Origin of the sequence: Pseudomonas sp. RHF3.3-3 (assembly GCF_048069595.1) — a bacterium.
In the GTDB taxonomy this organism is placed as follows: Bacteria; Pseudomonadota; Gammaproteobacteria; order Pseudomonadales; family Pseudomonadaceae; genus Aquipseudomonas; species Aquipseudomonas fuscovaginae_B.
Map to the genome: position 1 here is coordinate 4,544,691 of NZ_CP182250.1, position 25,928 is coordinate 4,570,618.

Genomic DNA, 25,928 nt, shown 5'->3' on the forward strand with positions numbered 1-25,928 from the left:
CCTTGATAGTGGATTGGCGGGCGCATCCTCACCCCGCCTTGCCCTGCGGAAAAATCGCCATTGGCCATGCCAGGCATCACCACTCCCGATACCCGCCCTTGACGGGCCTTTGCCACGGGCGCCCCCAACCCATACACGGCTCTGCGCCAGGTATCGATGGCATCGATGGCTGGCCATCGACAGCATCTGATGGTGCTGGGTCGCACCGCCAGCCTAGCCTGCCGGCCAACAACAAGACGAGGAGACCACCCATGGGCACCCTGCACCTGCACTGCTCCACCCTGTTCGACGGCACCGGCCTGCACACCCGCCGGCAACAGACGCTGATCATCGAAGGCGGCGTGATCCGCCATGTCGGGCCAACGTCGGAGGCGCCCCGCCCGCAACCCGGTGACCGCGAAGAACATGGCCACTTCGTCATGCCGGGACTGGTGGATGTGCACACCCACCTGGCATTCGGTAACGCCCAGAGCGAGGAAGACATCGACATCTGGACCAGCGACGAATTTCGCGCCTTGCGCGGGCTGTTCTTCGCCCAGCACGTGCTGGCCGCCGGCGTGACCTCGATGGTCTGCCCCGGCGACAGCGGTCAGCTCAGCATCGCCGTGCGCAACACCGTCAACGCCGGGTTGTTCGAGGGCCCGCGTATCGCCGCCAGCAGCCGGGTGATCACCAACCGGCAGAGCCTCAACGACTGGTTTCCCAGCCGGGTCGGCGCCCCGGAGTATTTCACCGCCGCTCTGGTCACCAGCCGCACCGAAGCCATCGCACAGATCCGCAAGCAGGCCAAGGATGGGGTGGACCTGATCAAGATCGCCATGGACGGTACCCACCGGCGCCCCAACGGTGAAATCATCGCCGCCTTCACCGCCGATGAAACCCGCGAAATGGTCGATGAGGCCCACCGCCTGGGGTGCCGTGTCGCCACCCACGCCTACGGCCGAGAAGCGGTGATGTACGCGGCCAAGGCCGGTGTCGACCTGGTGTTTCACGCTTTCTACATGGACGACGCCTGCATCGAGGCGCTGCTGGAGGCCGGCAGCGTGCTGGCCCCGACCCTGACCTTCCCGCAGAACACCGTGGACTTCTGCCAGCCTCACGACCCCGCCATAACCACCGGCTATGCCGGCTACTGTGCGCGCACGCTGGAGCTGGGTACGCCGGTGCTCAAGCGCGCCAAGGCCGCCGGTATTCCCTTCGCCTGCGGCAGCGACAGCGGCTTTGCCGTCACGCCCTACGGTGAATGGCACGCGCGCGAGCTGGAGCTGCTGGTGCGGCGCCTGGACTTCACCCCGGCCGAAGCGCTGTTTGCCGCCACCCACGTCGGTGCGCGCCTGATGCCCAAGGGCGAGTCCCTCGGTACCCTGGAAGTGGGCAAGCAGGCCGACCTGCTGATCCTGGACGGCTCGCCCCTGGACGACATTCGTATCCTGCAGGATCGCCAGCGCCTGCAGGCCGTCTACAAGGCCGGCGAGCCGGTACGCCTGCAACGCACCGCCTACAACCCCAAGCAGGTGTCGGACTTCAACTCGCTGAAATGGACCGACCTTTACACCCGCGATCGCGTGGCCGAACTCGGTAAATGGAGCCTGTGAATATGATCGTCCTTGATTTCGAACGGGCCGCGCGCCTGGCTGCCTCGACCCTGCGGCATGCCCGCGCGCTGGGCGTGCGTCCGCTGGCTGTCGCCATCCTCGACGCTGCGGGCCATCCCCTGGCCGTGCTGCGTGATGAACAGGCGAGCTTTCTGCGCCCACAGATCGCCACCGGCAAGGCCCGCGGCTGCCTGGGCCTGGGCTTCGGCGGACGGGAGCTGGCGCGCCGCGCCCAGGCCATGCCGGCGTTCTTCGATGCCATCAACAGCCTGACCGGCGGCGACGTCATCCCCGTGGCCGGCGGCCTGCTGTTGCGCGATGACGAAGGGCAACTGCTGGGCGCCATGGGTGTCAGCGGAGATACCTCGGACAACGATGAGCGTTGCGCGCTGCTGGCAATCGAGGAGCTTGGCCTGGTTGGTGACACCGGCGATCTTCAGTCCTGAGCGAGCGCCGCGGCCTGCTCCGTCAGCACCTGACGGAGCCAGGTCAGCGCCGGGTCATTGGCCTGCTGCGGGTGCCATTGCAAGACCTGTTGAGCCCCTGGAAAAGCGATCGGCGACGGCCAGACCCGCAACGGATAGCGCCGTGCCAGCGCCTCGGCCTGGCGGCGAAACAACGTCGAGATACGCGGCGTGCCGACGACGAACTCGGCCATCAGGGCAAAGCTCTGCACCGCCACCACGACCCGCCGTTCGATGCCCATGTCGCGCAGGTACTGGGTGTCCAGCGAGAGGTTCTGGCCATCGGTGAACTCGCGCACCACGTGGCCGGCCGCGCAGTAGTCCGCCAGGTCCAGGCCCGCCTGATAAAGCGGTTCGTGCGCGCAGACGATGCAGCAGAGTTCGTCCTGGAGCAGGGAGGTGTGTGGATAGCGGGTGTTGAGGCGCCGCTGCGGCACAATCACCAGGTCGCTGCGGCGATAATCCAGTGCCTCGGCCACCACATCACCCTCACGCGGCAGTGGCAAATCGCGAACCACCAGCGATGCATCGGGCGCCAGGCGGGCCAATGTGCGGCTGACCGCCGGTACCAGGGTAGCGGACACATAGTCCGAGGCCACCAGCACGAAGCGTCGGTCGCAGCGGGCCGGCTCGAAGGCCAGGGACATTTCCACCACTTCGCCCGTCAGGCTCAGCAGCTCGCGCACCTTGGGTGTCAGTTGGCGGGCCAGGGCACTGGGCTCAAGGCCACGCCCGAGCGGCACCAGCAGCGGGTCCTGAAAGTGCTCGCGCAAACGCCCCAGCGCCGCACTCGTCGCCGATTGGCCAAGGTTGAGACGCTGTGCCGCCCGGCTGACACTGCGCTCTTCGAGCAGCACATCCAGGGCGACCAGCAGGTTGAGATCCAGACGTCGGTAGCGCATGGAGGGAGTTATACCTGTGTGCCAGGTCTGGAGGGGGCGTGTTTTGCGTTACCTGGTATCGGCGTTGGCGATAGCTGCCCTTACTCCTTCACCCTTGGATGCGGGTTGTCATAAGGCTGCTGCGTCAAAGCTCTTGAAGAGTCGATTGTGCACAACCTGCAAAATTACCACCGGAACTCGAAGCCGTTCAGATAGCACAGCACGGCGAAGACATCCTTTGCTCAGTAGCCCGCACGGCACAAGCACGGGGTGGGTGATTTCAGTGGCACTTCTGAAACACCACACTAGTGCAAAAAGTCATTTCCTGCGTATACTGGGCCCGTAAGGAACGCCCTTAAAGTTGTCAATCGACATGGTAGTCTAGTGCAATGCCTTTTTTTAAATGCTTTCAACCCCATCTAGCACTACAACACAAGTTGGCAGTTTCATTTATAACCTTGGCCTTGACCGTTGCAGGAGCCACACTATGGCGACAATCTCAAGTTCAAGCGACTACTATCCCAACATTCGTATCAGTCAGCCTCTCTGACATAGAAACCAATGTCACCGCACTAGGCAATTTACAACCAAAAAAATATGTCGATGTAGGGGCCCAAGTTTCAGGGCAGATCATGCAACTGCATGTACAGCCGGGAGATATTGTAGCCAAGGGTGAACTCCTTGTTGAGATTGATCCGAGCGTTTTAACCGCAGCGGTGGATGCTGGCCGGGCCTCCCTCAAAGCCCTAAAAGCACGATTATTAGATCAAAGGGCACAGCACTGGCTTGCATCTCAGCGATTGGCACGGCTTCGCGTGCTCGCCCAGAACGGTGCCACGAGCCTGGATGACCTACAAAGTGCCGAGGCGACGCTAACCTCTACCGGCGCTCAAATTGAACAACTTCAAGCTGAGATTGTGCAAACTTCAGCAACATTGAAAGCTGATGAAGCGAGACTGAGTTATACAAAAATCTATGCACCGATGGCAGGCACTGTGATCTCTGTTGATGCGCGGGAAGGCCAGACATTGAATGCCAATTATCAGACTCCCGATATTTTGCGAATCGCCGACCTGACAAAAATGACGGTCTGGACTGAAGTATCAGAAGCCGACATTGATAAGATCAAGCCTGGCATGCCCGCGCAATTTACAACCCTTTCTGATGATCAACGGCACTGGCAGGGCAAGGTGCGCCAGTTGCTACCTGCTCCGCCGGCTTCCATGGATATTGGCGCAAGCAAAGGCAAGATGCCAGCGAATAGCAAGGTGGTCGTATACACGGTACTGTTCGATGTTGATAACGCCGATACCGCGCTCTTGCCGCAAATGACCGCCCAAGTTGTCTTCACTCGCCAACTGGCAAAGAACACCTTGACCGTTCCTATTTCTGCATTGTCACTCACGGGGACTGGCCAGGATCAATACACTGCCCGCGTTCAGCAAGCTGATGGCAGCGTTGACGTTCGCCATGTTCGCATCGGCGTTCGCAATCGAGACACGGCCCAGGTGCTGGAGGGGCTGACACCTGGCGACGTCGTGCTGCAGAATGAAAATAACAAGACAGGCCCTAACGGATGACGGCCTTCAAAGCAGCAATGATCGATAACAGTGTCCCACTGATTGAACTGCGTGGTGTGCATAAAAGGTACGCGTCGCCTACAAGCATCGCCGGGGAATCTTCCGTCAGCTCGGACGTCTTACGCGGCATTGATCTGAACATCTACGCCGGAGAGTTCGTCGCGATCGTTGGCGCGTCAGGATCGGGCAAGTCAACGCTGATGAACATCATCGGCATGCTCGACAGCGCGAGCACCGGCACTTACCGCTTGAACGGAGAACTCACCGCTGACCTCGATAGCGACAAGACAGCCGCACTGCGCAGAAATACCTTTGGCTTCGTCTTTCAAAACTACCAATTGCTGTCGACGGAAACCGCCAGGGAAAATGTCGAACTCCCGGGACTCTACGCCGGACTGACCGCCACCGAACGTCGCACCCGCGCCATTGAACTGCTGCGACGATTGGGAATGGCTGAACGTATAGAACACAAACCCAGTCAATTGTCAGGCGGCCAACAACAGCGCGTGGCTATCGCCCGGGCACTCATAAATGGCGGGCACATCATACTGGCAGACGAGCCCACCGGAGCGCTCGATAGCAGCAGCGGCAGCGAAGTCCTCGGCATGCTCCACGAACTGTCAGAAAAGGGCCATACCATCATATTGGTAACCCACGATCCCAATGTCGCGGCTCAAGCTCAGCGAATTGTCGAGATCCATGACGGACAGATCGTGGGGGACACTACCCAATCACGCCCGGCCCTCGCGCCATCTTCCGCTGAATCCGTGACCAAGCACCGCGTCGAGCACGATTATCAACACGCTCATATTTTTTTCGAACTCGCTAGAACTGCTTGGCGATCTTTGCATTTGAACCGCATCAGGGCCGGTTTGACGCTACTTGGAATCATCATAGGCGTCGCCTCGGTCATCATCATGCTAGCCGTGGGCAGTGGTGCACAGAGGCAGGTCATGGCCCAGTTCGACACGCTCGGCGTCAGAACGATGTTTGTATATACCAAGCCGTCCAGCACGCGCTCGGGAAGCGCACCGTTGACGCTAGAAGACGCCGAGGCCATCAGGAGCCTACCCAATGTTCAGGCCGTCGCGCCCTATAGCCAGGAGAGCGTGATAGTACGGCGCGGCAATATCGACCATGAAACCTATGGCGGCGGTGCCACCTCTGATTGTCCCAGCGTTCTGAATTGGAGCGTGTCGGAGGGAAAGCTCTTCAACGAGCAGGATTATCGCGGAACCGACCAAGTTGCGATCATTGGCCAGACGGTCAAGAAAGCCCTGTTTGCCGACGGTTCTTCTGCGCTAGGACAAACGATCCTGATTGATCGCGTTCCGTTTCTTGTCATCGGTGTCTTCTCCGCCAAAGGTCCTAGTGGGGGCGTGGATCAAGACAACCGGGTGACAGTCCCCTACCGCGCTGCGACGGCCCGGCTGTTCGGCCACCCTTATCCCGCCTGGATAGCCGTGCAGTTGCAGCAGATCGACAAGGCAAGCGAAACCATAGAATCAATTCAAAACACACTGGCACGCCAGAGGCGCACAAGGGATATCCAAGTCTGGAACCCGATCGAAACGGTCCAAGCCCAAGAAAATTCATCCCAGTCCATGACACGTATGCTCGGCCTAGTGGCGGCCATCTCACTGATCGTGGGCGGCATTGGTGTAATGAACGTCATGCTCATGAACATTCGGGAACGCATTCGCGAAATTGGCATGAGAATGGCGACCGGAGCCCGCCAAATAGATATTCATGCGCAGTTTTTGATAGAGGCGATAATGGTCACGACAATAGGCGGCATTATCGGTGTCGTCTCGGGAGTCGGCACCGTTCAGGTCTTGGAGATAATCGACGTTCCCGTTGAACTTTCGCTACTCGCTTGTCTGGGCGCATTAACCTGTGCCGTCCTGACCGGGCTTGTATTTGGCTTCATTCCGGCACGCAAAGCTGCGCGCCTCAATCCCGCGCACGCCCTATCCACGCATTGAATAAATGTCTTGATGGCATGAGTACTTTGCAGGGTATACATTACCTTCGATACGATTGAAGACTGGACCGAGTAAAAATGGACTTATCTGATCTTTCCTGCGGCACCGCAAAACTATGCTCCAGCGGCAACTGTCGTGACCTCTTCAAACTTGACCGCAGCGCTATCGAAGACACCTTCAAAAGCGCCGGCCTTTTGCTTTTCCGAGGATTCGAAACGTCTCCACAGATTTTCGAATCCTTCGCCAGCCAGTTTTCAAGCCAAACCATTATCAGCCCCGGCGAAGCCAAATTGGGCAGTGCCGTCGGCAGCGGTATGCAAATGATCGCCCGTGACGGCGCAGAGCAGGACCTTCATCAGGAAAATGGTGCGATTGCGTCGCGCCCTGAGCTGTTATGGTTTTACTGCGCAACCCCGGCAGCCAGCCAAGGCCAAACCACCTATGCGGACGGTATCGCGATATGGCAAGCCCTGGCGGCAGAAACCCGCGAGCGCTTCCTTGCTCAAAAGATCAAGTACTCCGACTGCCTTCCCCGAGAAGCATGGTTGACAGCAGATGGGTTTCTCGATGCCCGCATGCATGTGGGGTCACTGAGACTCAAGGGTTCCAGCGTGCGCTTCGATGACGATGACACGCTGATTCGAGAGTACATATCGCCTGCGGTTGTCTCCCCTAAATGGTGCCAGCAAGCCGCTTTCGTCAACAGCCTGCGAGGGCCCTACAATCACACGGTAACCTTCGAAGATGGTACGGCGATTCCACAGTGCGTCCTCGATGAAATCGATGACGTTCACCGAGCGCTAGTGCAGGAAGTTCATTGGCAGGCAGGTGACATCATGCTGATTGACAATACCCGCTACGTGCACGGACGTCGCGCGTTTCAATGCTCAGCCAGAACACACTACACCTTCATGTCGCTTGCTAACTTCTAAGGCCACTCCATGCGCAGCTACGAAATGCATTCCCAGTGTCCCGTCGGTTTCGCCAAAACCTTTTGTGACGCGTGTTCTGTTGAAATAGCGATCTCTGCTAATCGTTACCATTGCCTGCAACATCATAAAGATCTATGCATGGCCTGCGCCCATGCTCTGCCAAACGGGCTTGCCAACCTCACATTATATCCAGGGATAAAGCCACTAGTGGGGGCTCAGCGAGAGCAGGTGATCTCTGAAATGCGCGAAGACTTGGAAAATAATCAGACGTTCTCGGCCGCAGCGACATTTTTTTCAAACTATGCGCGCGCTATCCTATCGGGACATATCGACCACCTTGGCCTTACTGAAGAGTCAACGTTGCAGGCCAAAGCCGCGTTGGAGAAGTTCATTCAACTGCGGGGCATGGGTCGATTTGTCGATTTCTTCGCACGAAAAGTCCTATCAGGAACCGTACTGAGCGGAGCAATGCAAGTTTTCTCCCAAGGCGTCAACGGTGCCAACCGCTGGAAAGGATTACCCTTGCTGAAAGGGGTATATGATTTCACCTTGTACCCACTGATGCTTGAGCACATAAAGCCGGCGACAATATTCGAATTCGGTAGCGAAGCGGGGGGCAGCGCTGTGTGGCTGGCAGACCTCATGAGAATGTTCAACCTGGACTGCCATGTCTATTCAGTGGACCTTGCTCCACCACTGACTCGCCACGACCAGGTGACCTTTATTCAAGGTGACGCCCACTCGCCGGAGAAAACCTTTCCTGCCGATTTTCTGCGTCAGGCGCCTCATCCCTGGCTGGTCATTGAGGACTCACATGTCAATATCGGCGGAATTCTTGCTCATTTTTCCGCACACATGCAGCCTGGGGACTATTTCATTATCGAGGATGAAAATGCCGAATCGGAAATTGGCCAGCACTTGTTGCTCAACCCAAATCAATATCGTGTAGACACTTTCTTCACCGATTACTTTGGCTACAACGCGACCTGCAGTCCCGATCAGATTCTGGCCTTCATGCCTGCATAGATGCGGGCGCCTCTCCGGACCTTTAGAATATAGCCATTTTCTTCCTATGAAAAATCTCGAGCCCGTAATCCCTCAAGACGCTCATACATCGATGCCCGCAAACATTGGTAGCGCCGTCGATATCCGTAAGCAGATAGTGAACACCGCTCTTCAACTTTCACCGCTGCAGTCGGTACCTCGATACTCCTTCACTTCAATCGACTTTGAGCGAACAGCCACAGGCGGCTTACCCTTCATCATCGAAGGAATCGTCAACATGTGGCCGATCAACATGTATCGTCCAGATGATCTGCACCATCACTTTGGTGAGCTTAGGGTCGTTCCACGGTACGGCGACTATGTTCCGCCCATATTGCCCGATGGTAGCGCACCCAATGACATGAGCCTCAAGGAATATCTTGATCTGATCAATCACAACGACTTCGCCGTTCCCCCTTACGTCGGAGATCACCCGTTGCCGATGGATGCTTTATGCCAATGGCCCGCCTATTTCGATAGCTGGCACACCCCTCGCGTATGGCTGGGGCCAGCGGGTACGGTGACCTGCCTACATTGTGACTATGAAGATAACTTGTTCGCCCAAATCTGGGGACGCAAGCGCTTCCTTCTTGCTTCACCGGCTACCGTCGACAATCTTTACGTCGAAGCGGTCGAACCCACCTTATGCGTTTCGTCCTTCGATCCAGATCAACCAGACTATGACAGATATCCGCTAGCCAGCACCGTAGACTTCGTTGAATGCATTCTGCACCCAGGAGATCTGTTCTATTTGCCTGCCGGTTGGTTCCATCATGTCAAGGCACTGGATTTCTCATTGTCCATAAATCGATGGACGCCAGACACACCTTTGGCCCTTGCATAAACCTTGAAAGGTATCTTGACAGGCATCTAAACACTGCGTCGCAGGCACAACGCTCCCGGCAGTAGATAATCCCCACCGGGGGCGTGTCATCATCGAACAGTCATTGCCCTCGACTAGACTCTCATCGCGGCAATCGTTTCAATTGATTGCCACTCGCCCTGCCCCAGCCGACTCGAAATATAGCGGCAGACCTCCTGAACGGCAGGAACCTTGACAATATCATCGTGCGAACAATCGAGCGTAATATTCCGAATTGGCATGGATGTAAAGCCAGACCATTGGTCGCTTTGCGTCATACCGGACGGCGCACTGCGGCCTGCGCTGAAATAGGTAAGCGTTCCCGGATAGCATCGCTCAATGGAGGTTTCCCCCAGCCATGTATTATTTATAGTGGTTTTAACGACTCGTCGAAATATCTCAACATCCAGCATCCCCAGCGGGTTGTTTTGGCGCTTCAAATATTCATGAAACGCCGACATGCTACCGATAGCTCGTTCAACGCCCGGGCCAAGCGGCTCATTTTCTGAAAGTATCGCATTGAACACCGTCCGCTCCGTGATTGAACTGTGGTTAAAGCCTTCGAACGGCACCCGAGCATCAAGCAAGATAACTTCGCCAATCTCATGCCCCAAACCTTTAAGTGCGCACGCCACCTCGAAGGCAATCCTGCCGCCGAAAGACCATCCCATCAAATGATAGGGGCCGGTCGGTTGAGTCTGCAGGATGCACTCGATATATTCCTCTACCATGACTGCCAGGGTTGCCGCTGGTGGTTCGTCGTTTTCGATTCCACGCGCCTGCAGACCATACATCGATACACCAGGCAGATACCTGATGAATTGAGAGTACGACCAACATAATCCGCGACCTGGATGCAAGCAGAACAGAGTAGGTGTCCCCTTTAGTACGCGCAGAGGCAACAGCATGGCGAGCGAAGAGGCTTGCGGCTCTGCCAGCCTCTCCGATAACTGGGCGACTGCCGGTGCCTCGAACAAGCTGCGAATGGCCAACTCCACGCCCAGCGACTCGCGCACGGCATTGACCAGACGCATGGCCAGCAGCGAGTGTCCACCCATTTCGAAGAAGTTGTCGTCGATGCCCACCGCTTCCACGCCCAGCACCTCGGCAAACAGGCGGCACAGCAAGGCTTCCTGCTCGTCGCGCGCAGCACGGCTGGCCGGCCTGTGCGCTTGTGGCTCCGGCAAGGCGCGCTGGTCGAGCTTGCCGTTGGCCGTGCGCGGCAGCGACGCCAGCAACACCAAGGCACTGGGCACCATGTAGGCCGGCAGGCATTGCAACAGGTGTTGACGCAAGACATCGACCTCCACCGCTTGCCCTTCGTGCAACACCACATACCCCACCAGGCGCGAGGCACCACGCAGCAGCACCGCAGCCTGTGCCACCGCCTCATGCCTCAGCAAGACCGCCTCGATCTCTCCCGGCTCGATGCGCACGCCATTGATCTTGACCTGTTGGTCGAGACGCCCGCGATAGAGCAGGCAACCGTCTTCACGCCACTGCCCCAGGTCGCCAGTGCGGTACATCCGACTACCCGCTGCGCCGTAGGGGTTGGGCACGAACTGCCGCGCCGTCAGCCCGCCCTGCTGCCAATAACCACGCGCCAGGCCGACACCGGCCAGATAGATCTCGCCGACCGTACCGGCCGGCACGGGCTCCAGCCGTGCGTCCAGCACGTACACCTGGTAGTTCGCCGCCGGCACGCCTATCGGTAACTGGCTGGCGTCTTCCAATTCGTCCCACCCGACCCGGTGCCCCGTGGCATCGCACGTCGCCTCGGTCGGCCCATACAGGTTGGTGATCCGCTCGGTACCCAGCGCCTGGCGGATACTGCGGCACAACTCCGTGGCCAGTGCCTCGCCCCCCAGAATGACATGCCGCACCGACGGCTTGGCATGACCACTGCGCAGCGCATACGCCAAGTACGACGGCACGCAACTAAGGACGCTGATCGCCTGGTCCTGCACATAGGCCCAGAACCGGTCGAGATCATCGCGCACCGTGTCCTCGATCACCACCACGCAAGCCCCTGCAAGCAGGGGCGTGCCCATCTGGATGATCAGCGCATCGAACGACGGACCACTGAGCAGGCTCAAGCGGTCGCTGGCCGAGAGTGACAGGTGGCGCGCCGCGTCTGCGATCTTGTTGGCAAGGCTGGCGTGCGTCACCATCACACCCTTGGGCTGCCCCGTCGAGCCGGAGGTATGCACGACATACGCCAGCTCATCACCCTGGCGGCACCCCAGCGGGTTTCCTCGATCGCGTCCCTCCAACCATTGCTCACCCGCACGCCCATCCAGGGGCTGCCAGGCCACAAGCGCCGGCAAGCGCTCGCACGCCGAGGCCAGGCACAATCCACCCCGTGGACGTACGTCCTCCAGCATCCAGGCCAACCGCTCCGCCGGGTGATTCAGGTCCATCGGCAAGTAGGCCGCGCCGGCCTTGAGCACCCCCAGGATGCCCACCACCAGCTCCAGCGAGCGTGGCAGGGCCAGCGCCACCACATCCTGGGCGCCGATTCCATCGGCCCGCAAGGCATGGGCCACGGCATTGGCCTGCGCGTTGAGCTCGGCATAACTCACCTGACGCTCGCCATGGCTGAGCGCTACTGCCGATGGCGTGCGGGCTACCTGGGCCTCGAACAACTCGATCAAGTCACCGGCCGGCACCGGCGTGACCGTTGCGTTCCAGCCTTGCAACACCTGGCGCCGCTCATCGGGTCGTAATATGTCCAGTTCACCCAGTGAGGTCTCGGGCGACTGGCTGGCCGCCTCGAGCAGGATCAGCAAGCGCTGCGCCAAGGTCTCGACCGTGGCCGAGTCGAACAGATCCTGGCGATACTCCAGCGCACCTTGCATGCCCTGCTGCCCAGCCTGCTCCGTGAACGACAGGGACAGGTCGAACTTGACTCGAGTGCCACTGGCCGCCAGCGGACTCACCACCAAGCCCGGCAACGCCAGTTGCTCAAGATCCGCGCTCTGGCTGGCCTCCAAGGTCAGTGTGACCTGGAACAACGCATGGTGCGCCAACGAACGCACAGGGTTGAGCGCCTCGACCAGGCGCTCGAACGGCAGGTCCTGATTCGAATAGGCCTCCAGGTCGGTTGCCCGCACACGGTCGATCAAGCTCAGGAAGTCAGGGTTGCCGCTGGTGTCCGTGCGCAACACCAAGGTGTTGACGAAGAATCCCACCAGTGGCTCCAGGCTTTCCTCGATCCGCCCTGCGACCGGGCTGCCGATCGGAATGTCGGTCCCGGCGCCCAGGCGGCTCAATAGCCCTGCGAAACCCGCCTGCAGTACCATGAACAAGGTCGCCCGCCGTGACTGGGCCAAGGCCTGCAACCGCTGGTGCAACGCGGCCGGCACCTGGAAGCGGACCACGCCACCTTCCGTGTTGGCGACGGCTGGGCGAGGCCGATCCGTCGGCAGGGAAATCTGCGTAGGCAGCTCGTGCAGCGCCTGACGCCAATAGCCCAACTGGTGGGCCAGTGCGCTCTGCTCGTCTTCAAGCTCGCCCAACCAGTCCCGTTGCCACAGGCTGTAATCCGCGTACTGCACCGGCAACGCCGTCCAGTCCGGCGACCGTCCGGTCGAGCGTGCTCGATAAGCCTGTACCAGGTCATTCAACAGGGGGCCTTGAGAAGCACCATCGGTAACGATGTGGTGCAACACCAGCAGCAGCACGTGATCCTCGGCTCCCAAACGATACAACCGGACTCGCCAGGGCGGCGAAAGATCCAGGGCGAATGGCCGCTCGAGCTCGGCGGCCAGCAGGCCCTCCAACACCGCCGCGTCCGTGTCGAGCTGGACGAAGTCCACATGCGCCTGAGATGCGATGACCTGCCATGGCTCACCGTGGCGCACCTGGAAGCAGGTGCGCAGGGTCTCATGGCGCATCGCCAGGTCGGCCAGGGCTGACTGCAACGCCTGCGAATCCACCACGCCCTGCAGGCGCAGGGCCGTCGGGACGATGTAGGTCGAGGCATCCCCTTCGAGTTGTGCCAGAAACCACAACCGCTGCTGCGCGAACGACAACGGCAACAACTCGGGCCGCTGCATGGCAACCAGCCGCGGACGCTGCGCGTTCAGGTTTCGGCACTCATTGACCAGTTGAGCGACCGTCGGTGTCTCGAACACACTGCGCAGGGGCAACTCCACGCCCAGCGACTCGCGCACGGCATTGACCAGACGCATGGCCAGCAACGAGTGTCCACCCATTTCGAAGAAGTTGTCGTCGATGCCCACCGCTTCCACGCCCAGCACCTCGGCAAACAGGCGGCACAGCAAGGCTTCCTGCTCGTCGCGCGCAGCACGGCTGGCCGGCCTGTGCGCTTGTGGCTCCGGCAAGGCGCGCTGGTCGAGCTTGCCGTTGGCCGTGCGCGGCAGCGACGCCAGCAACACCAAGGCACTGGGCACCATGTAGGCCGGCAGGCATTGCAACAGGTGTTGACGCAAGACATCGACCTCCACCGCTTGCCCTTCGTGCAACACCACATACCCCACCAGGCGCGAGGCACCACGCAGCAGCACCGCAGCCTGTGCCACCGCCTCATGCCTCAGCAAGACCGCCTCGATCTCTCCCGGCTCGATGCGCACGCCATTGATCTTGACCTGTTGGTCGAGACGCCCGCGATAGAGCAGGCAACCGTCTTCACGCCACTGCCCCAGGTCGCCAGTGCGGTACATCCGACTACCCGCTGCGCCGTAGGGGTTGGGCACGAACTGCCGCGCCGTCAGCCCGCCCTGCTGCCAATAACCACGCGCCAGGCCGACACCGGCCAGATAGATCTCGCCGACCGTACCGGCCGGCACGGGCTCCAGCCGTGCGTCCAGCACGTACACCTGGTAGTTCGCCGCCGGCACGCCTATCGGTAACTGGCTGGCGTCTTCCAATTCGTCCCACCCGACCCGGTGCCCCGTGGCATCGCACGTCGCCTCGGTCGGCCCATACAGGTTGGTGATCCGCTCGGTACCCAGCGCCTGGCGGATACTGCGGCACAACTCCGTGGCCAGTGCCTCGCCCCCCAGAATGACATGCCGCACCGACGGCTTGGCATGACCACTGCGCAGCGCATACGCCAAGTACGACGGCACGCAACTAAGGACGCTGATCGCCTGGTCCTGCACATAGGCCCAGAACCGGTCGAGATCATCGCGCACCGTGTCCTCGATCACCACCACGCAAGCCCCTGCAAGCAGGGGCGTGCCCATCTGGATGATCAGCGCATCGAACGACGGACCACTGAGCAGGCTCAAGCGGTCGCTGGCCGAGAGTGACAGGTGGCGCGCCGCGTCTGCGATCTTGTTGGCAAGGCTGGCGTGCGTCACCATCACACCCTTGGGCTGCCCCGTCGAGCCGGAGGTATGCACGACATACGCCAGCTCATCACCCTGGCGGCACCCCAGCGGGTTTCCTCGATCGCGTCCCTCCAACCATTGCTCACCCGCACGCCCATCCAGGGGCTGCCAGGCCACAAGCGCCGGCAAGCGCTCGCACGCCGAGGCCAGGCACAATCCACCCCGTGGACGTACGTCCTCCAGCATCCAGGCCAACCGCTCCGCCGGGTGATTCAGGTCCATCGGCAAGTAGGCCGCGCCGGCCTTGAGCACCCCCAGGATGCCCACCACCAGCTCCAGCGAGCGTGGCAGGGCCAGCGCCACCACATCCTGGGCGCCGATTCCATCGGCCCGCAAGGCATGGGCCACGGCATTGGCCTGCGCGTTGAGCTCGGCATAACTCACCTGACGCTCGCCATGGCTGAGCGCTACTGCCGATGGCGTGCGGGCTACCTGGGCCTCGAACAACTCGATCAAGTCACCGGCCGGCACCGGCGTGACCGTTGCGTTCCAGCCTTGCAACACCTGGCGCCGCTCATCGGGTCGTAATATGTCCAGTTCACCCAGTGAGGTCTCGGGCGACTGGCTGGCCGCCTCGAGCAGGATCAGCAAGCGCTGCGCCAAGGTCTCGACCGTGGCCGAGTCGAACAGATCCTGGCGATACTCCAGCGCACCTTGCATGCCCTGCTGCCCAGCCTGCTCCGTGAACGACAGGGACAGGTCGAACTTGACTCGAGTGCCACTGGCCGCCAGCGGACTCACCACCAAGCCCGGCAACGCCAGTTGCTCAAGATCCGCGCTCTGGCTGGCCTCCAAGGTCAGTGTGACCTGGAACAACGCATGGTGCGCCAACGAACGCACAGGGTTGAGCGCCTCGACCAGGCGCTCGAACGGCAGGTCCTGATTCGAATAGGCCTCCAGGTCGGTTGCCCGCACACGGTCGATCAAGCTCAGGAAGTCAGGGTTGCCGCTGGTGTCCGTGCGCAACACCAAGGTGTTGACGAAGAATCCCACCAGTGGCTCCAGGCTTTCCTCGATCCGCCCTGCGACCGGGCTGCCGATCGGAATGTCGGTCCCGGCGCCCAGGCGGCTCAATAGCCCTGCGAAACCCGCCTGCAGTACCATGAACAAGGTCGCCCGCCGTGACTGGGCCAAGGCCTGCAACCGCTGGTGCAACGCGGCTGGCACCTGGAAGCGGACCACGCCACCTTCCGTGTTGGCGACGGCTGGGCGAGGCCGATCCGTCGGCAGGGAAATCTGCGTGGGCAGCTCGTGCAGCGCCTGACGCCAATAGCCCAACTGGTGGGCCAGTGCGCTCTGCTCGTCTTCAAGCTCGCCCAACCAGCCCCGTTGCCACAGGCTGTAATCCGCGTACTGCACCGGCAACGCCGTCCAGTCCGGCGACCTTCCGGTCGAGCGTGCTCGATAAGCCTGTACCAGGTCATTCAACAGGGGACCTTGAGAAGCACCATCGGTAACGATGTGGTGCAACACCAGCAGCAGCACGTGATCCTCGGCTCCCAAACGATACAACCGGACTCGCCAGGGCGGCGAAAGATCCAGGGCGAATGGCCGCTCGAGCTCGGCGGCCAGCAGGCCCTCCAGCGCCGCCGCGTCCGTGTCGAGCTGGACGAAGTCCACATGCGCCTGAGATGCGATGACCTGCCATGGCTCACCGTGGCGCACCTGGAAGCAGGTGCGCAGGGTCTCATGGCGCATCGCCAGGTCGGCCAGGGCTGACTGCAACGCCTGCGAATCCACCACGCCCTGCAGGCGCAGGGCCGTCGGGACGATGTAGGTCGAGGCATCCCCTTCGAGCTGTGCCAGAAACCACAACCGCTGCTGCGCGAACGACAACGGCAACAACTCGGGCCGCTGCATGGCAACCAGCCGCGGACGCTGCGCGTTCAGGTTTCGGCACTCATTGACCAGTTGAGCGACCGTCGGTGTCTCGAACACACTGCGCAGGGGCAACTCCACGCCCAACGACTCGCGCACGGCATTGACCAGACGCATGGCCAGCAACGAGTGTCCACCCATTTCGAAGAAGTTGTCGTCGATGCCCACCGCTTCCACGCCCAGCACCTCGGCAAACAGGCGGCACAGCAAGGCTTCCTGCTCGTCGCGCGCAGCACGGCTGGCCGGCCTGTGCGCTTGTGGCTCCGGCAAGGCGCGCTGGTCGAGCTTGCCGTTGGCCGTGCGCGGCAGCGACGCCAGCAACACCAAGGCACTGGGCACCATGTAGGCCGGCAGGCATTGCAACAGGTGTTGACGCAAGACATCGACCTCCACCGCTTGCCCTTCGTGCAACACCACATACCCCACCAGGCGCGAGGCACCACGCAGCAGCACCGCAGCCTGTGCCACCGCCTCATGCCTCAGCAAGACCGCCTCGATCTCTCCCGGCTCGATGCGCACGCCATTGATCTTGACCTGTTGGTCGAGACGCCCGCGATAGAGCAGGCAACCGTCTTCACGCCACTGCCCCAGGTCGCCAGTGCGGTACATCCGACTACCCGCTGCGCCGTAGGGGTTGGGCACGAACTGCCGCGCCGTCAGCCCGCCCTGCTGCCAATAACCACGCGCCAGGCCGACACCGGCCAGATAGATCTCGCCGACCGTACCGGCCGGCACGGGCTCCAGCCGTGCGTCCAGCACGTACACCTGGTAGTTCGCCGCCGGCACGCCTATCGGTAACTGGCTGGCGTCTTCCAATTCGTCCCACCCGACCCGGTGCCCCGTGGCATCGCACGTCGCCTCGGTCGGCCCATACAGGTTGGTGATCCGCTCGGTACCCAGCGCCTGGCGGATACTGCGGCACAACTCCGTGGCCAGTGCCTCGCCCCCCAGAATGACATGCCGCACCGACGGCTTGGCATGACCACTGCGCAGCGCATACGCCAAGTACGACGGCACGCAACTAAGGACGCTGATCGCCTGGTCCTGCACATAGGCCCAGAACCGGTCGAGATCATCGCGCACCGTGTCCTCGATCACCACCACGCAAGCCCCTGCAAGCAGGGGCGTGCCCATCTGGATGATCAGCGCATCGAACGACGGACCACTGAGCAGGCTCAAGCGGTCGCTGGCCGAGAGTGACAGGTGGCGCGCCGCGTCTGCGATCTTGTTGGCAAGGCTGGCGTGCGTCACCATCACACCCTTGGGCTGCCCCGTCGAGCCGGAGGTATGCACGACATACGCCAGCTCATCACCCTGGCGGCACCCCAGCGGGTTTCCTCGATCGCGTCCCTCCAACCATTGCTCACCCGCACGCCCATCCAGGGGCTGCCAGGCCACAAGCGCCGGCAAGCGCTCGCACGCCGAGGCCAGGCACAATCCACCCCGTGGACGTACGTCCTCCAGCATCCAGGCCAACCGCTCCGCCGGGTGATTCAGGTCCATCGGCAAGTAGGCCGCGCCGGCCTTGAGCACCCCCAGGATGCCCACCACCAGCTCCAGCGAGCGTGGCAGGGCCAGCGCCACCACATCCTGGGCGCCGATTCCATCGGCCCGCAAGGCATGGGCCACGGCATTGGCCTGCGCGTTGAGCTCGGCATAACTCACCTGACGCTCGCCATGGCTGAGCGCTACTGCCGATGGCGTGCGGGCTACCTGGGCCTCGAACAACTCGATCAAGTCACCGGCCGGCACCGGCGTGACCGTTGCGTTCCAGCCTTGCAACACCTGGCGCCGCTCATCGGGTCGTAATATGTCCAGTTCACCCAGTGAGGTCTCGGGCGACTGGCTGGCCGCCTCGAGCAGGATCAGCAAGCGCTGCGCCAAGGTCTCGACCGTGGCCGAGTCGAACAGATCCTGGCGATACTCCAGCGCACCTTGCATGCCCTGCTGCCCAGCCTGCTCCGTGAACGACAGGGACAGGTCGAACTTGACTCGAGTGCCACTGGCCGCCAGCGGACTCACCACCAAGCCCGGCAACGCCAGTTGCTCAAGATCCGCGCTCTGGCTGGCCTCCAAGGTCAGTGTGACCTGGAACAACGCATGGTGCGCCAACGAACGCACAGGGTTGAGCGCCTCGACCAGGCGCTCGAACGGCAGGTCCTGATTCGAATAGGCCTCCAGGTCGGTTGCCCGCACACGGTCGATCAAGCTCAGGAAGTCAGGGTTGCCGCTGGTGTCCGTGCGCAACACCAAGGTGTTGACGAAGAATCCCACCAGTGGCTCCAGGCTTTCCTCGATCCGCCCTGCGACCGGGCTGCCGATCGGAATGTCGGTCCCGGCGCCCAGGCGGCTCAATAGCCCTGCGAAACCCGCCTGCAGTACCATGAACAAGGTCGCCCGCCGTGACTGGGCCAAGGCCTGCAACCGCTGGTGCAACGCGGCTGGCACCTGGAAGCGGACCACGCCACCTTCCGTGTTGGCGACGGCTGGGCGAGGCCGATCCGTCGGCAGGGAAATCTGCGTGGGCAGCTCGTGCAGCGCCTGACGCCAATAGCCCAACTGGTGGGCCAGTGCGCTCTGCTCGTCTTCAAGCTCGCCCAACCAGCCCCGTTGCCACAGGCTGTAATCCGCGTACTGCACCGGCAACGCCGTCCAGTCCGGCGACCTTCCGGTCGAGCGTGCTCGATAAGCCTGTACCAGGTCATTCAACAGGGGACCTTGAGAAGCACCATCGGTAACGATGTGGTGCAACACCAGCAGCAGCACGTGATCCTCGGCTCCCAAACGATACAACCGGACTCGCCAGGGCGGCGAAAGATCCAGGGCGAATGGCCGCTCGAGCTCGGCGGCCAGCAGGCCCTCCAGCGCCGCCGCGTCCGTGTCGAGCTGGACGAAGTCCACATGCGCCTGAGATGCGATGACCTGCCATGGCTCACCGTGGCGCACCTGGAAGCAGGTGCGCAGGGTCTCATGGCGCATCGCCAGGTCGGCCAGGGCTGACTGCAACGCCTGCGAATCCACCACGCCCTGCAGGCGCAGGGCCGTCGGGACGATGTAGGTCGAGGCATCCCCTTCGAGCTGTGCCAGAAACCACAACCGCTGCTGCGCGAACGACAACGGCAACAACTCGGGCCGCTGCATGGCAACCAGCCGCGGACGCTGCGCGTTCAGGTTTCGGCACTCATTGACCAGTTGAGCGACCGTCGGTGTCTCGAACACACTGCGCAGGGGCAACTCCACGCCCAGCGACTCGCGCACGGCATTGACCAGACGCATGGCCAGCAACGAGTGCCCGCCCAATTCAAAGAAGCTATCGTCGATGCCTACTGTGTCCAACCCAAGCATCTGGGCAAAAAGCTGACAGAGTAGAAATTCATGGTCGTTGCGTGCGGCGCGACTACCCTCTTTGCGCACAGCCATGGTGTAGACTTGATAACCGCCGAATGAGGTATTGATCGGCGAATCACTGTCCTCCCCCGTCTCATTCGGCACCATTTGCGCGCCCGTGCTACCGGCCTCAGCCGACGCATACAGATTGGTGACGCGTTCAGCCCTCAGCGCCTGGCGGATACTCTGGCACAGCTCCGAGGGCCACGCCTCCTCCCATAGGATGACATGCCGCACCGACGGCTTGGCATGGCCACTGCGCAGCGCATGGGTCAGATACGATGGCACGCAACTAAGGACGCTGATCGCCTGGTCCTGCACATAGGCCCAGAACCGGTCGAGATCATCGCGCACCGTGTCCTCGATCACCACCACGCAAGCCCCTGCAAGCAGGGGCGTGCCCATCTGGATGATCAGCGCATCGAACGACGGACCACTGAGCAGGCTCAAGCGGTCGCTGGCCGAGAGTGACAGGTGGCGCGCCGCGTCTGCGATCTTGTTGGCAAGGCTGGCGTGCGTCACCATCACACCCTTGGGCTGCCCCGTCGAGCCGGAGGTATGCACGACATACGCCAGCTCATCACCCTGGCGGCACCCCAGCGGGTTTCCTCGATCGCGTCCCTCCAACCATTGCTCACCCGCACGCCCATCCAGGGGCTGCCAGGCCACAAGCGCCGGCAAGCGCTCGCACGCCGAGGCCAGGCACAATCCACCCCGTGGACGTACGTCCTCCAGCATCCAGGCCAACCGCTCCGCCGGGTGATTCAGGTCCATCGGCAAGTAGGCCGCGCCGGCCTTGAGCACCCCCAGGATGCCCACCACCAGCTCCAGCGAGCGTGGCAGGGCCAGCGCCACCACATCCTGGGCGCCGATTCCATCGGCCCGCAAGGCATGGGCCACGGCATTGGCCTGCGCGTTGAGCTCGGCATAACTCACCTGACGCTCGCCATGGCTGAGCGCTACTGCCGATGGCGTGCGGGCTACCTGGGCCTCGAACAACTCGATCAAGTCACCGGCCGGCACCGGCGTGACCGTTGCGTTCCAGCCTTGCAAAACCTGGCGCCGCTCATCGGGTGACAGGATATCAAGACCATCGAGCATCGCCTGTGAATCATCGTCCATGCTGTTTGCCAAGGCTTGCAATGACCGCAGCATGTAGTCACCCATTCGCCGCGCTGGAACTGGCGCAACGACATGCGCGATAAGCTCCATCGACTCCTCATGAGCCTCGATCGTCATGCTGAAGGGGTATGTCACGCCCACACGTCCGCCTAACCACTGAATTCCCGCAGGCAGGGCATCCTCAGTACCGACGACGCTCGCAAGATTATGTCGGTAGTTGAGCAACGCGCTGAACAGAGGCGTGGACGCGGGAATGGAACCGCAGCGCTGCGCCAACGTCAGCGGCGCGTGCTCATGACGCAGCAACAGAGCCAGGGAAGCATGGGCATTGCGAACAGCTTCATCAACCGAGACATCTTGCACGGCGAGGCTGAAGGGAAGCGTGTTGATCAGGAGTCCCATAGCGGGCTCGTCGAATGCTGAGGAAGATGCCCGTCCTAGCAACACAGTGCCAAACACCACATGGCGGTTCTGGCTGGTCCGCGCAACTGTCAGCGCCCAAGCAAGATGGCATAGGCTACTCAAACTGACGCCGAGGCGACGCGCATGGTAATTCAGGCGCCCGAGGAGTTGGGCTGGCACCCATTGTCGATGTTCCTGGAAATGTTCAGGCGACGCCTGCGCGATCCCGAAGGGCAAGCTCGGCTGACTAACCGAGGAAAGGTAATCGCGGAAAAATCGTTCGTAGCGGCCAACAGCCGACTCAAGGTAGGTATGGGCCACAAAATCTCGAAAATGACGCACCGGCGCCAGCGCACACTGCTGGTCGGCAAGCAGGGAGAAGACCTCGTTATTGAGCATTTGCAGCGTGACATGGTCACCAATCAGATGATGCAAACGCAAATGCAGCAACCATCGTCCCTGCTCGGCATCCTCGGCAACAACCGCCCGTAATAACCCAGCTTGGCTGATGTCTAAACTATGTTTACGCGGGTCGAAACGGTCACGAAGCTGCTCGAGGACAGGGCCATGCCGGGCATCCAGCTCAAGGAAAGTCGTCTGTAGAGGGGCATGACGCCAGACGACCTGCGCCGGAACAGGGAGGTCACGCCAATGAAACGAGGTACGCAAGATGTCATGACGACCAATGACTTGTTCGACTTTACTCAGGTAGCGATCGAGTATGGCGCGTTCGGCGAAGGCAAGCTCGTAGACCATCAGATAGGGGTCCCCTTGAGGGGCCAACAAGTGATGGAACAAAATGCCGTCCTGCATGGGCGACAGGGCATAGATATCTTGAATGTTGGCAATACCTCCAGGCACCTGCTGGACCAGCAAATCAATATCGGCCTGGGATAATGCAATCAATGGCAACATCTCAGGCGTGATGCTGGATGTCTCGGATGTAATCAGGTTTGCCGGTACCTCGACATTACTCGCCTCTCGCAAAACATCGGCCATCTCCGCCAGACGAGGCCTGGCGAAAATCGAATGGATGTCCAGTTCCAATCCGTACTTGCGCAGCTTCGCGACCATTGAAACAGCGAGCAAAGAATGCCCGCCGATTTCAAAAAAGTTATCATTGCGCCCTACTCGCTCCAGCCCCAGCAGCCCCTTCCACACCTCTACCAGAACCTGCTCATACTCAGACTGAGGCGCCGTGTCGTTCGATGTCATCGGCAAAAGCCGCTCGGGAGCCGGTAGGGCTTTACGGTCAATTTTCCCGTTCGCCGTCAATGGCAAGGCGTCAAGAAACACCAGCACGCTCGGCAGCATGTGTTCCGCCAGAGTTGCGCGCAAATGAGCACGCAACGTTGTAACCAGCATGTCCTGATCGGCTTGGCGAGACACGACATAAGCAACCAGCCGCTGATTCCCTTCAGCGTCAAAGCGGGCATCCACTACGACTTGCCTAACCTGTTCGTGCTTGGCCAGAGCCGACTCGATCTCGCCAAGCTCGATACGCGCACCGCGTATCTTGACTTGAAAATCGTATCGCCCCACGTACTCGAGACTACCGTCAGCCCGCCAGGCCCCCAAGTCTCCCGTCCGGTAAAGACGGCCACCGTGCTCCGTTCCATACGGATCCGGCACAAACCGCTGGGCGGTCAGGGCTGGGCGATTCAGATAACCGCGGCTCACACCTGCACCACCTATGTAAATCTCCCCCACTACCCCGATAGGCAGCAACTCGCCAGCGGGTCCGAGCACATACACTTGCGTGTTGTCGATCGGGGCACCAATGATTGTGTCTCTCCCATCGGCCGTGTCGAAACGATGGCAGGTAGACCATATGGTCGTCTCAGTGGGGCCATAGAGGTTCCAGAATGCACCGGCATAATCGAGCAAACTCTGCCTTAACCCTGCCGGCAACGGCTCTCCACCTGAAAGGATCTGCATCCTACGCGAAGGCCAGCCCTGCTCGGCGAGCATACGCCAGGTAGAAGGAGTCGCCTGCATCACCGTGACGGCATGATCATCGACGATTTTCGCTAGTGACTGCGGGTTGGCCGCCGTTTGCCTAGAAGCAAGCAGCAGAAGAGCACCATGGATAAGTGGGTGGAACAGCTCAAGTGCGGCAATATCAAATGACAGTGTGGTCACAGACAGGAATCGATCTGCAACGCCCAATGGAATTTGCCGCTGCATAGCCCGAAGGAGATTCATTAGGTTGCGGTGCTCTACCATGACACCTTTAGGCAGGCCTGTGGACCCAGATGTATAAATCACATAAGCAAGCCCACTCTCCGAAACGACGGGTAGACTCTCAGGCAACGGTACTGGCACATCCGGGCCATACAATGCCCAGGGTTCGAGCCTTGTACATCCCACAATCGATTCGAGCCCGTTGAAGGCATCGCGCCCCGCCAAGATAAATGCCGAGCCACAATCCTCAAGCATGAAATTGATTCGTTCTACAGGGTGGCTTGGATCCAAAGGTACATATGTCGCACCAGCGCGAAGAATACCCAGTAGTGCAATGGGTATGTCCAGACCGCGTTCAAGCATTACCGCAACATATGTCCCTGCACCGACACCATGCCGGAGAAGTTCCCCTGCCAACTGACGGGAGTAGACCTCCAACTCGTGATAAGTAAGCTCTTTGCCTTCATGAAGGACTGCACACTTCGCGGGGTTTTGCCGGGCCTGACGCTCAAACTGTTGATGCGCCAGCAAAGGTTTGGTTAGCGCAACCCGTGTATCATTCCAGCCATAGAGTGTCTGCCGCACCTCATCGTGCGAAAGCATGCGTAGCTTATGAACCGGTACATCCGGGCGCTCCATGACATCTTCAAGCACTGCCTGGAAATGCCGTATGAGGCGTTCGATGGTGAGCACATCGAATAGATCGCAGTTATATTCCATACTGCCTAGCATGTGCCCTTCCTGGCCACTCTGCATGAACATACAGGTGAGATCGTATTTGCTCACCTGTACAGCCACATCTAACGGTTCAACACGCAAACCCGGAATGTTGATCGCTCCTCTGCTGGCACCTTGCATCACCAGCATGACCTGGAACAACGGCGAATGGCTCAGATTACGAGGTAGTTTAAGCTCGTTGACCAACTGCTCAAAAGGAACGTCTTGGCATGCGTAGGCCTGCAACGCCGTGGCTTTCACATGCTCTAACAATTCACTGAAATTGGCGGAAGGTTCAATACGTGTGCGCAATACCAGAGTATTGACGAAAAAGCCTATCAGGGGCTCGAACTCCACTCTGCCACGACCGGCAACGGGGACGCCAATGCATAAATCTGTCTGCCCGCTATAGCGATGCAACAACACGCAGAATGCCGCATGCAACACCATAAAAAGCGTCGCTCCGCGAGATTGAGCAATCGCCGTCAAGCGAGAAACCATCTGCGACTTCAGGCGGAAAGGTAGACTCGCCCCTCGATAGGTTTGCACGGCAGGACGTGAACGATCCGTGGGCAAGTGCAATAACTCTGGTGCATCCGCCAACTGCGTCCGCCAATATTCGATCTGCGGAATCAATAGGCCGTTTTGCACCTGCCTGCGTTGCCACGCTGCATAGTCGAGGTATTGCAGGGCCAGGGGCGTAAATTCGCAGGCCATACCCGCCACACCGCGACTATAAAACTCGGCTATTTCGTGGACCAACAATGTCATTGACCAATCATCAGCGATGATATGGTGAATATTGATGAACAGAACATGCTCTGCCGGTGCCAGCCGAATAACCCCAACGCGCAGCAACGGTCCGAGCGCCAGGTCGAACGGTTTATTCGCCTCAGACTCTAGCGTCGCATATAGTTTCGCGGTACGGGCCGCCGGCTCCAATGCTTCCAAGTCGATAACCGCTATCGGCTGGCGCGACGTGGGTTGCACGCACTGCCTCGGCTCGCCATTCACTTCAATGAATGTGGTGCGCAATACCTCATGGCGCTCACATAAGGCATCGACCGCGTACTGAAGCAGTCCTACCTGAAAAGCAGCGCCCCTAAGGCTAACGGCGGCCGAGATCGTATAACGTGCTTCCCCCGGTGAGTAACGGTCAAGGAACCAGAGGCGCTGCTGCCCCGAGGAAAGCGGGAAGGGAGTTGAACGCTGCTCGACCGACAAACGCACAGGCGCGCCACTGTCGCGCAACTGAGCAACAAGCGCTGCCTTGTTGTCACTGATCAATTGTCTGAGCTCGGGAGTCAAACCTCCCTTGGGTGCCTTGACGCTGAGCTGTCCATTTGCGTTTACGCTAAGACGAACTCCTGACTGATCCAATGTCCGCAACAAGTAGATTACGGGATCCTGCGGAACAACTAAACCGTCAGCGTGCACAATGAAGAACTCCAATCCATGAGAAAAAAGACGCGCCAGCATGGCCATCCGACACCGCGCTACTCCAGCATCGCCCCGCTCACCCAATAATCAGCCAGCGC

9 protein-coding genes are annotated in these 25,928 nt (G+C 60.5%); 7 read left to right on the plus strand and 2 right to left on the minus strand.

Annotation, left to right across the window (positions count from 1 at the left end; translation table 11 throughout):
* Window positions 1-251 precede the first annotated feature (251 nt).
* Window positions 252-1,595: an amidohydrolase family protein gene (locus ACMGT0_RS20000; RefSeq protein WP_416769445.1), complete on the plus strand. Its 1,344-nt coding sequence runs from the start codon at window positions 252-254 to the stop codon at window positions 1,593-1,595.
* Window positions 1,596-1,597: 2 nt separating this feature from the next.
* The gene (locus ACMGT0_RS20005) at window positions 1,598-2,041 is read left to right on the plus strand and encodes a GlcG/HbpS family heme-binding protein (protein WP_416769446.1); all 444 of its coding nucleotides are present in this window, start codon (window positions 1,598-1,600) and stop codon (window positions 2,039-2,041) included.
* Here ACMGT0_RS20005 and ACMGT0_RS20010 read toward each other — a convergent pair.
* Window positions 2,032-2,961 (minus strand): LysR family transcriptional regulator, encoded by a 930-nt coding sequence (locus ACMGT0_RS20010; protein WP_416769448.1) that lies wholly within the window; start codon window positions 2,959-2,961, stop codon window positions 2,032-2,034. The two genes, ACMGT0_RS20005 and ACMGT0_RS20010, sit on opposite strands and share 10 nt — an antisense overlap.
* Before the next feature lie 368 nt (window positions 2,962-3,329).
* On the opposite strand from ACMGT0_RS20010, the gene ACMGT0_RS20015 reads away from it, so the two are divergent.
* The 5 genes from ACMGT0_RS20015 (at window position 3,330) to ACMGT0_RS20035 (ending at window position 9,325) form a co-directional block, all read left to right on the plus strand.
* Window positions 3,330-4,520 carry an efflux RND transporter periplasmic adaptor subunit gene (locus ACMGT0_RS20015; protein ID WP_081009893.1) on the plus strand — a complete coding sequence of 397 codons (1,191 nt, stop codon included), beginning with the start codon at window positions 3,330-3,332 and terminating at the stop codon, window positions 4,518-4,520.
* Window positions 4,517-6,505, plus strand: coding sequence for an ABC transporter permease (locus ACMGT0_RS20020; RefSeq protein ID WP_416769450.1), 1,989 nt, complete (start codon window positions 4,517-4,519; stop codon window positions 6,503-6,505). The genes ACMGT0_RS20015 and ACMGT0_RS20020 overlap by 4 nt, the downstream gene beginning before the upstream one ends.
* Window positions 6,506-6,582: 77 nt before the next feature.
* The gene (locus ACMGT0_RS20025) at window positions 6,583-7,437 is read left to right on the plus strand and encodes a TauD/TfdA family dioxygenase (protein ID WP_054063638.1); all 855 of its coding nucleotides are present in this window, start codon (window positions 6,583-6,585) and stop codon (window positions 7,435-7,437) included.
* 9 nt (window positions 7,438-7,446) lie between these two features.
* Window positions 7,447-8,463 carry a CmcI family methyltransferase gene (locus ACMGT0_RS20030; RefSeq protein ID WP_081009892.1) on the plus strand — a complete coding sequence of 339 codons (1,017 nt, stop codon included), beginning with the start codon at window positions 7,447-7,449 and terminating at the stop codon, window positions 8,461-8,463.
* Window positions 8,464-8,554: 91 nt separating this feature from the next.
* The gene (locus ACMGT0_RS20035) at window positions 8,555-9,325 is read left to right on the plus strand and encodes a cupin-like domain-containing protein (RefSeq protein ID WP_160320663.1); all 771 of its coding nucleotides are present in this window, start codon (window positions 8,555-8,557) and stop codon (window positions 9,323-9,325) included.
* Window positions 9,326-9,438: 113 nt separating this feature from the next.
* Here the strand turns inward: ACMGT0_RS20035 and ACMGT0_RS20040 are convergent, their stop codons facing one another.
* Complete coding sequence (locus ACMGT0_RS20040) at window positions 9,439-25,875, minus strand: amino acid adenylation domain-containing protein (protein ID WP_416769453.1); 16,437 nt, start codon at window positions 25,873-25,875, stop codon at window positions 9,439-9,441.
* Window positions 25,876-25,928 lie beyond the last annotated feature (53 nt).